General features: G+C 42.0%; 6 protein-coding genes. All 6 read left to right on the top strand.

The features are described 5' to 3' along the window. Positions 1–164 precede the first annotated feature (164 nt). Positions 165–2,801 (top strand): ATP-binding protein, encoded by a 2,637-nt coding sequence (locus BJP37_RS01025; protein WP_075895786.1) that lies wholly within the window; start codon positions 165–167, stop codon positions 2,799–2,801. 122 nt (positions 2,802–2,923) lie between these two features. Next, the gene (locus BJP37_RS01030; protein ID WP_075895788.1) at positions 2,924–4,591 is read left to right on the top strand and encodes a CHASE domain-containing protein; all 1,668 of its coding nucleotides are present in this window, start codon (positions 2,924–2,926) and stop codon (positions 4,589–4,591) included. 30 nt (positions 4,592–4,621) lie between these two features. Continuing rightward, positions 4,622–5,131 (top strand): ATP-binding protein, encoded by a 510-nt coding sequence (locus BJP37_RS01035; RefSeq protein WP_269087108.1) that lies wholly within the window; start codon positions 4,622–4,624, stop codon positions 5,129–5,131. A gap of 284 nt (positions 5,132–5,415) precedes the next feature. After that, positions 5,416–7,743, top strand: coding sequence for a response regulator (locus BJP37_RS01040; RefSeq protein ID WP_075895792.1), 2,328 nt, complete (start codon positions 5,416–5,418; stop codon positions 7,741–7,743). Between the two features lie 485 nt (positions 7,744–8,228). Next, complete coding sequence (locus tag BJP37_RS01045) at positions 8,229–9,152, top strand: substrate-binding domain-containing protein (protein WP_229415145.1); 924 nt, start codon at positions 8,229–8,231, stop codon at positions 9,150–9,152. Positions 9,153–9,159: 7 nt separating this feature from the next. Next, complete coding sequence (locus BJP37_RS01050; protein WP_081431024.1) at positions 9,160–10,710, top strand: sensor histidine kinase; 1,551 nt, start codon at positions 9,160–9,162, stop codon at positions 10,708–10,710. Positions 10,711–10,733 lie beyond the last annotated feature (23 nt).

Consider the following 10,733-nt stretch of genomic DNA (forward strand, 5'->3'; position numbering starts at 1 on the left):
AATGGTGAAAGCTTTACATTTAAAGCTTTTCAGGCTATTTCGTCACCCCTTCAGGCATTTTACCCTATCTTCTGCATCAATTAGGGGTTGATTTTAGTACCCATCAGGAACTGTTTGACCTCTCGGCAGCCTCTGAATGGGAACCCCATGAACTTCATGATGCCATGCACTCCGTCCTGTCCGGAAGTTTTGTACACACACTCCTGGAGTGGAGTGCTGTCTGTACGGCTGTTTTTACGGTTTGCTTAGCCTTCACAAACTATAGTATCACCAAAGACCCAATCGTTCCTATCATCGGCCTATCACTTTTTTTTGCTGGTGTGATGGATACCTTTAATACTGTGGCTGCTGAGCACTTAATTGATGCTGTCGCCGATAATCGGAATTTAATTCCATTTACCTGGACACTCTGTCGGCTTTTCAATGCACTAATCCTGATTCTAGGAACTAGCCTTTTCTCAAGGAGAAGCTGGGTAGAAAAAAACCAAACCAGCAGCTTGGGTTTTGTGATTATTGTTAGCTTGGGCTTTGGGTTGATTGCCTATGGCATAATTCACATCTGTGCAACCAGCGAGCTTCTGCCGGAAACAACATTTCCCAACTCCATGATCCCCCGACCATGGGACATCCTGCCATTGCTTCTGTTTATTGCTGCTGGCATTTTTATTTACCCAAGCTTTCACCAACGGTATCCCAGTCTGTTCTCTTACTCCTTAATTGTGAGTACTATTCCCGATACAGTCGCCCAACTCCACATGGCTTTTGGTTCACAAGCACTCTTCGACAGTCATTTCCAGATCGCCCATTTCCTCAAAATTATTGCCTACCTGATCCCCCTAGTAGGATTAATACTGGATTATCGACGTACCTATTTGACAATCAATCAGGTGAATAAACGTCTGATAGAAGAGATTGATAAAAAACAAAAAATAGAAGTAACTTTACAAAAAATAATCAAAGAATTATCAGATTTTAAGTATGCTTTATATCAAGGTTCAATCCTAGCAATTACTGACCAAAAAGGGGTAATTACGGATGTCAATGATCGGTTCTGTCATATCTCTAAATATTCTAGAGAAGAACTGATTGGACAAAGCCATCTATTGATCAATTCCAATTACCACCCCAAGGAATTCTTCCGAAACCTCTGGTCAATTATTGCTAGTGGTCAAGTTTGGCAGGGAGAAATTAAGAATCAAGCGAAAGATGGCACCTATTACTGGGTCGATACCACCATTGTACCGTTCTTGGATGATAGAGACAAACCTTACCAGTATTTGGCGATCAGAACCGATATTAGCGATCGCAAACAAGCTGAGGAAGACCTCAAACAGGCAAAAGAAGCAGCCGTTCGCGCTGCGGCGCAAAGCGCAGTGGCCAACCGTGCCAAAAGCGAATTTCTCGCCAACATGAGCCATGAACTCCGCACCCCTCTCAATGGCATCCTCGGTTACACCCAAATCCTGAAACGCTCCAAAACCTTGTCTGATCAGTCTCTCAAGGGGATTGACATTATCCATCAATGTGGTGATCATCTGCTCACCCTAATTAATGACATTTTAGACCTGTCCAAAATTGAAGCTGGTAAAATGGAACTCTACCGGACAGATTTTAATTTTTCGTCTTTTCTTCAGAACCTGATTGACATCTGCGAAATCCGAGTTCAAAACAAGGACATTTTGTTTACTTACCAACCCCTTTCTGAACTTACCACCGGCATCCATGCTGATGAAAAACGCCTGCGACAAGTGCTGATTAACTTACTGGGTAATGGGATTAAGTTTACTGACACTGGAGACGTTAAGTTTACAGTAAGTGTCCTTAAATCAAGGGAGAAGGAGAATGGACAAATTACCAATAGCCAAGAACTGTTAACAACAATTCGATTTAAAATTGAAGACACGGGTATTGGCATGAGTGCGGAACAAATCGAACGAATATTTTTGCCCTTCGAGCAGGTGGGGAATCCCTTAAATAAAGCACAAGGGACCGGATTGGGATTAGCCATTACTCAGAAACTGGTTCAGATGATGGGGTCTAAGTTAGAAGTAAGCAGCCAGTTGGGCATTGGCACTGTGTTTTGGTTCGATTTGCAGTTAAAAGAAACCACAGCTGCATCCAAACCCATGACTCCTCAAAGAGGGATTATTGGCTTCAAAGGTCAGCCACCCACAATTCTGGTGGTGGATGATAAACAAGAAAATCGCTGGGTGATTGTAAATCTGCTGGCTCCCCTGGGATTTGAACTAGTGGAGGCTAGCAATGGTCAAGAGGGTTTAGAGGAAGCCACAGCATTTCCACCAGACCTGATTATCACTGACTTGTTGATGCCACAGATGGATGGCTTTGAGATGATCCGACAGTTGCGACAATCCCCCCAATTGCACTCAAAAGTAGTGATTGCGTCTTCGGCTAGTGTATTTGACACCGACAAGGAAAAAAGTAGTGAGGCTGGAGCGGATGATTTTCTGCCTAAACCAGTAGAGGCAGAAAAGCTACTAGAGATGTTACAAGTGCATCTGAAACTGGAATGGATTTATCAAGCAAGGCAGGAAGGAGGAAGTAGGAAGAAGAAAAACATCTCATCTCAAACCATAGAGATTGTGACTCCTCCAGTAGAGAAACTTTCCCAACTTTACGATCTGGCTAGGGCAGGCTTAATCAATGACCTTTTAAAACAAATCGATAACCTAGAAAAATCCGATCCAAACACTAGTGATTTTGTCCAACATATCCGTGAATTAGCTCAAAATTTTCAGTTTAAAAAAATTAGAAATTTTATTAAAGACTATATTCAGTGAATTCAGACTATGCCTTTTTGATTTCATAAAAAGTTATCTTTAGCCGATGTTTTAGATTTCAGATAATGACTAATTTGCAAAAATTAAATTGATTCAATAAGTAACTAAATAAAGGAAAATATATGAATAATAAAAAACTAATAAATACTCTAATATATCTCCAAAAAACAGTCCATTATCTGCCCCTAGCAATCACTATTTTTACAGGGGTTATGTTTTCCCTACTAACGTTCATGGGAACTTGGAATTTGGAAAACAAAACCATCGAAAAAGAGTTTGAACAAGATGCCAAGGATATTGTTTCCTTGCTCCAAAGAAGCCTTGACAAAAATCTACAACAACTGGAATCGATTGTTGGGGTCTATGCTGCCTCCGAAAAAGTGACTCGTCAGGAATTGCGGACGTTTGTCAAACCTTACTTGTCAAATCATTCAGATATTCAAGCCCTACAGTGGGTTCCTTGGGTACCCCATGAGCAACGAGCCGCTTACGAACAAGCTGCCAAACAGGAGGGTTTTCCTAACTTTAAAATTATAGAACAGAATCCTCAGGGAGAGCTGATTAAGGCTAAACCCAGAGAAGAGTATTTTCCTGTCTATTTTGTTGAGCCATACCACGATAATGAGACAATGTTGGGTTTTGACCTAGCCTCGAATTCTGTCAGTTTGGAAGCTTTGCAATTATCACGAGATAGTGGCAAAGCGATCGCCACCCCACCCATGATATTAATGCATAAAAGCACCCAGCACCAACTAGGATTCCTAATTTTATGGCCAATTTATCGACAGAATACACCTACTAATTCAGTTATATCCCGTCGCCAAAATCTGGAAGGTTTTGCCTCAAGTGCGTTTTTGATTGGAGACGTCGTAGATAGGGCTTTAGAGTATCTACAACCGAGGGGGATTGATGTTTACCTGTTTCACGAATCTGCGCCAACAGAGAAGCGATTGCTCTATACCTATTCATCTAGTACACCCAAAGCATCAAAGGACTTGAAGGAGGAAGACTTTGCTAGCCTCAGAAATGGGTTACACCATACTGTAATTCTTGATGTCTCAGGACAGAAATGGTTGATTCTGTCTAAGCCCAATTCCGAATATATCGGGAGTCGAAGAACTTGGTATCCCTGGACTGTTTCCTTGGGGGGACTATTACTTACCATATTGCTGGCTATCTATATTAGCGATCGCATTTCAGCAGTAGCAGCACTGGTGGAGAGTGAAAGACAGCTAGAACAGCGAGTTGAGCAACGGACAGTGGAACTCCAGAAAGCTAAAGAAGCAGCAGTTCGGGCAGCAGTGGAAAGTGAAGCTGCTAACCGTGCTAAAAGTATATTTCTTGCCAACATCAGCCACGAAGTCCGTACTCCCCTCAACGGTATTTTGGGTTACGCTCAAATCCTGAAAAAATCAACTAGTCTAACTGCTAACGACAAGAAAGGTATTGATATTATCGAGCAGTGCGGCTCTAATCTGCTGAGCCTGATCAATGAGATTTTAGACCTCTGTACAATTGAAGCTGATCAATTAGAACTCCACCCCGAAACGGTTGATTTTGGTACCTTCTTGAAGGACATCGTGGCAATTTGTCAGTTGAAAGCAGAACAAAAGGGTATTTCCTATAGTTACCAAGCGACTTCTCGACTACCTAGAGCAATTACTGTTGACGAAAAACGCTTGCTACAAGTGCTGATTAACTTACTCGACAATGGCATTAAATTTACTGAAACAGGGGGAGTAGCCTTTAAGGTTAGTGTCCTTGAATCAAGGAAAAATGCTAAAGATTAAATAACAAATAAACTCCAACAGATTACCACTATTCGCTTTGAATTAAAAGACACCGGTATTGGCATGAATAGCGAGCAATTATCTAAACTATTTTTGCCCTTTGAAAAGCTAGAAAATACCTCTGGTTATGTGGAAGGTACTGGACTGGGTTTAGCAATTACCCAGAAACTTGTCAAGAGGATGGAAGGTGACATTAATGTCGAGAGTAAACCAGGCAAAGGTAGTAGTTTTACTATAGATTTAGACGTACCAACTTATCCAGAATACCATGAAATAAATTTTCAAAAAAATCAGCCAAAAGTTTTTGAATGTCAAGAACACAAAAATCATAATCATAAAAACATATCACTTCAAACAACACAAATTGTTAGTCCTCCAAAAGAAAAACTAGTCTACCTCTACGATCTGGCTATGTCAGGCTTAATCAATGACCTTTTAGAGGAAGTCGATGAGCTAGAAAAAAATGATGATATATTTATACCCTTTTCCCAAGCTATCCGTCAATTATCCGAAAAATTTCAAATCCAAAAAATTCGATAATTCATCAAACAATCCCTGTAAAGTAATTAGATAAACCTGGTGACTAACACTATAAATTCCAAACTAAATAAGCAAGGGTAATTGATAGGATACTGAAACTGTTACTTGGGTGGGACTGGCTGGGAATTCTATAATATAACTATTGTATTTACCACTTTATTTACAATTGTATCTACAACCCCGGTATGTACAACCCCACAATTATTAAATAATTCGCAATAGTTTTTAATTACTGATAAAAGACAATGGCTGCATCTCCCTTGAGGAGGATATGGAGAAGTAATATGACTAAATTAAAAACAGACTCAACCACCGCATCTTCATTGTTAAAGACGGTTTCAAGCAACTCATGCCATCCCTTAACAGGTTCCCTTACCTGGTTCAGAAAGCAGCTAAATCGCCTTAGTATCAGTCAAAAGATTGCCTATGGGTATGGTATTGCCCTTGGGATTGCTGTCCTGGGAACAACCGTTGGACTCCTGATTGGCAATGGGTACCAAAACTATGCTCAGAACTTAAGAGAAGATACCTTAGAAGAAAGTGAGCTTCTCATGGACTTGCAACGTTACCTGCTGGAAATACAAATACACCATCAATACTTCGCTGTTATGTTCCAGCAACCAGAGCTTTTTCATGAAGAGTATTCTCGTTTTAAAAAGCATTCCCGATTAGCCCAGCAAAACTGGTTGGCATTAAAAGAGTCTTACAAAAATTCAGAGGTATATGAGCTACCAGAGGAAGTTGAACTTTTAAATAACCTTATCAAAAATTATGACAGCCTAATACAAGTCTACACCCAACGTATAGAGGCACTATTGCGGCAAATTGATCCGTCGAATTTGACCCCAGAACACATCGAGAAAGCCCAAAAAAAGTTTTTAGATTTAAGCAAGAGTCCTTTAGGGCTCAACCTCAGAAGTTTCGTCTATGATCTTGAGGAAATAATAGAGGAAGTTGAGGAGGAAATACCACATGCCAAAGCTGTGCTAGAGGCTTCTGAAAGGCTTCGGACTCGAATCATTTTGATAACCATGATCCTATCAATTTCAACTGCAGCCCTATTAGCCTTCTATACCAGTAAAACACTGTTAGCAGCTCAAGATGTAGAAATTCAACGTCAACAGCTCCTGAGCGAAGAATTACAAGTAGCTAAAGAAACCGCTGAAATTGCCAACCGTGCTAAAAGTGAGTTCCTGGCCAATATGAGTCATGAACTGCGCACTCCCCTCAATGGCATCCTCGGCTATACCCAAATCCTCCAACGCTCTAAAATCATGAGCCCTGAGGAACTCAAGGGCATCCGTGTCATCCACCAATGTGGCAACCACCTACTTACCTTGATTAACGATATTTTAGATATTTCTAAAATCGAGGCCAAGAAAATGGAACTGTACCCAACCAGTTTTCATTTTCCCTCCTTTCTAGAAAACCTAGTTGATATCTGCTGTATTCGCGCTGATCAGAAAGACATTCTCTTTACTTACCAACCCTTTGCTCAACTCCCCAATCACATCCATGGCGATGAAAAACGGCTGCGACAAATACTAATTAACTTACTCGGTAATGCCATTAAGTTTACTGACACGGGACTTGTGACCTTGAAGGTAAATGTCATCGAATCAAAGCCCTTAACAAAGGGGGAAGACAAAAAGCCAAACCACCATGGAGTGATCAGAACAATTCGGTTTGAAATTGAAGACACCGGTATTGGTATGAGTCCGGAACACATCGAACGCATAGTGTTGCCCTTCGAGCAGGTGGGGAATCCCTTAAGTCGAGCCGAAGGCACCGGATTAGGATTAGCGATTACTCAGAAACTGCTTGAGATGATGGAGTCTACGTTGGAAGTGCAAAGCCAGCTGGGTGTTGGTAGTGTATTTTGGTTCGATTTGGAGTTGCCAGAAGCCACAGAAGTAACTGATGTGATTGTTCCTGATCAGACAATTATTGGTTTCCTTGGCATTGAGCGCAAAATTCTGGTGGTGGATGATAAACCAGAAAATTGCTGGGTACTAGTGAATCTGTTAGCTCCCCTTGGCTTTGAACTAAAAGAAGCGAGCAATGGTAAAGAGGGTTTAGAGAAAGCCACAGACTTCCAACCGGATCTGATTATTACTGACTTGTTGATGCCACAGATGGATGGTTTTGAGATGATTCAACGGTTGCGAAAATCCTCCCAATTCTCATCAGTGCCACTGATCGCTTGTTCCGCCAGTGTGTTTGATGATCACCAGAACCAAAGTAGTGAGGCGGGAGCCGATGATTTTTTGCCGAAGCCAGTAGAGTCAAAAAAGCTATTAGAGAAGTTACGGGTACATCTGAAACTAGAATGGGTTTATGAAGAAGAAGAACATAAAGATAAAAACGTCACGACCAAAGCACCATCCCCCCTCAAAACTCAAAAGTCGATAGTGCCGCCCTCAAAAGAAGCACTAGACCACCTGTACGATCTGGCTAAGACTGGCTTAATTAGCGACATTTTAAAACAAGTTGAAATCCTGGAAACATCTGATGATAAATTAATCCCATTTAGCCAACATCTCCGTCAATTAGCCGAAGAGTTTAACCTCAAGAAAATCAGAAAGTTTATTCAGCAATATCGGGAGCAATAATTATTATAGCAAAGGGAGTCGGGAATCGGGAGTCGGGAGTAGAGGTAATAAAATTGAATGTAGCTTATAAGTATAAGAAACGCTAGATCACAAGTAACTATTAATAACCAATCCACAAAACTATTTTTGGTTAGTAAATTTTTCCGATCACATACCAACAAAATAAACTAGAGATTAAGCTGAAACTGTTATTTGGGTAAGATTAGCTGGGAACTCTATAATATGGCTATTGTAGAATACCATAACTGGAAAGTATTCGCAATAGTTTAACTAAACTAGTAATAAAAGACAATGGCTGCATCTCTCTTGAGGAGGATATTCTATGACTAGATGAAAAATGAACTTAACCAATCAATCCTGATTGTCAAAGACGGTTTCAATCAATTCATTCAAACCTTTAACAGGCTCCCTTGTCTCCTTCAAAAAGGGTCGTGTTGCACCTTTATGGCATTGACTCTGGCACTAGAACCTAAGTTGCTCAAGGCATGTCTGAGGCTCACCAAAAACTCGTGATTATCAAGAGTAAAATTAATAGTTTATTGGAGATGTTGAAGTTAAATACCTGGTTTACTCTAGCTCTAGGGACGAGTCTAGCCATGTTGGTAAGCTGCACTCCCAACACCAACCAAGCGACCAATGTCCAACAACCCCAGCAGGAAATCAAGATTACTGGGGCAGGGAGTCCCTATCCAGCCATGAAGGTATTAGCCGCTGCCTATGAAGCTAAGACTGAAAACACAGTCATTACCTTTTTGCCAAAAAGTCAATCCCCTGGTGGAATCGCTGGCGCTAAAGACAAATTAGTTGATCTTGGTACTGTTACCAGGACCTTGAAACCAGAGGAGGATGATGGCTCTTTAGTATATCGGGAAATCGCCAAAGATGGTTTAGTAGTAGCAACTCACCCTAGTGTCGTAGGAGTAACCAATTTGCAAACCGAACAACTCAAGGCAATCTACAGCGGCAAGGTGACCAATTGGCAAAAGCTAGGGGGACCAGACGCAACAATTATCGTGCTGGATCGACATGAGGATGAGTCAGCCAAGAAACTATTGCGGAAATATTACCTTGGGTCAGACCTCAAGAATGCTCCAGAAGCAGTGATTTTGCGCCACGAAGCTGATTTAATTGCAGCGGTTGAGAGTACACCCTACAGCATCGGTGCTTTTTCCCTGGCCTATGCGATCGCTAATCAGCTACCTGTGAACCGCCTCAGCCTCGATGGCGTAGAACCCACCCCTGAAAACATTCAGTCAGGTAAGTATAAAATGGTGCGTCGCCTTGGCATCGTCTACCGCCAAGCTCCCTCAGATATCTCCCAAACCTTTATTGACTTCGCCTTTAGCAAAGAAGGAGGCAACCATCTGCTCGGATCAGGGTTTATACCATCTAGCCAGGAACAGGAGTAGTAGTGACATGTTCCGACAGATGTACTCGAAACTTTCCCTCAGAGCAAAAATACTATGGCCGATGCTCTCTGTGTTCCTGGGAATGTGGATAGTAGGAACCTTTAGTTTGGGCTATTTTTTCACTAAGCGTATAGAACTGCAACTGAAAAATAAGATCCAGAACTTCTCATCCGTACAATTGCATGCCTTTGAACAGGAAAAAGAAACTCTATTTTTGAAGGCAAGGTGGATAGCAGACAGAGAGGATGTTTCCACATTGGTTGCGACAGGGAACCGGCAAAAGCTGTTTCAGTATTTACTGCCGATACAGTTATCTTATCAGCTCGATCTGCTTAAACTCGTAGACAAGAACGGGTCTGTATTGCTGGAACTGCGGCAGGCAGACCTTAACCAAGTTGAGCTAATTGACGAGACACTCAACCAAGCCGCAAGCATTGGCATGGATTTGTTCGATTTCCTGCCAGCTGAAGACAATACAGCATCGCTTCTAGTCGGTCTAACCTCGGTGAAGTCTGCCCAGGAAATCTTAGGGGGAATAATCGTTGGCATTACCATTAGCGATGAATGGCTCGAACAATTACGCCCCCATAGGCACCATCACCTGGTTACCTTCTACGATTCTCAGGTTACTGCCTCTACCTTAACCGATGCTAAAAACACTCCTTGGCAGCCACCGCCAATCCAATCCCTACCAGTGCAGGTCACTATTGCCGAGAAAAACTACATTGCCAAAAGTGTAGAGATCACCGGGATCAATGGTAAGGGGGGCACACTGGTTTTACTCTACTCCGCCGCACCTCTTGAGCAAGTGCAGGGACAGTTGTGGTTAAGTATCAGTGCTTTGTGCTTGCTGGGGTCAGCAATTACCACCCTAGTTGCCAACAGGGTTACCTTGTTGATTATCCGTAACATTAAACAAGTAACAGAAGTAGCCCAGCGCGTCACTAAAGATGATGATTTTACTCTACAAGCCCCGATCATATCCCAAGATGAAATAGGAGTCTTAGGCACTTCTTTGAATCATCTGATTAAACAAGTAAAGCATCTTTTGGCATCCAAAGAAGCAGAAGTTCAACGTCAACAGCTCCTCAGCCAAGAATTACAAGCAGCTAAAGAAACCGCTGAAATTGCCAACCGTGCTAAAAGTGAGTTCCTGGCCAATATGAGTCATGAACTGCGCACTCCCCTCAATGGCATCCTCGGCTATACCCAAATCCTCCAACGCTCTAAAATCATGAGCCCTGAGGAACTCAAGGGCATCCGTGTCATCCACCAATGTGGCAACCACCTACTTACCTTGATTAACGATATTTTAGATATTTCTAAAATCGAGGCCAAGAAAATGGAACTGTACCCAACCAGTTTTCATTTTCCCTCCTTTCTAGAAAACCTAGTTGATATCTGCTGTATTCGCGCTGATCAGAAGGAAATTTCCTTTAGTTACCAACCCTTTGCTCAACTCCCCAATCACATTTATGCCGATGAAAAACGCCTGCGACAAGTACTAATCAACTTACTGGGTAATGGGGTGCGGCTCGTTCTCACTAGGAGCCTCTAGAAGCTAGAGGGGTATGAGTGAGG

Source organism: Moorena bouillonii PNG (genome assembly GCF_001942495.1).
Taxonomy (GTDB): Bacteria; Cyanobacteriota; Cyanobacteriia; order Cyanobacteriales; family Coleofasciculaceae; genus Moorena; species Moorena bouillonii.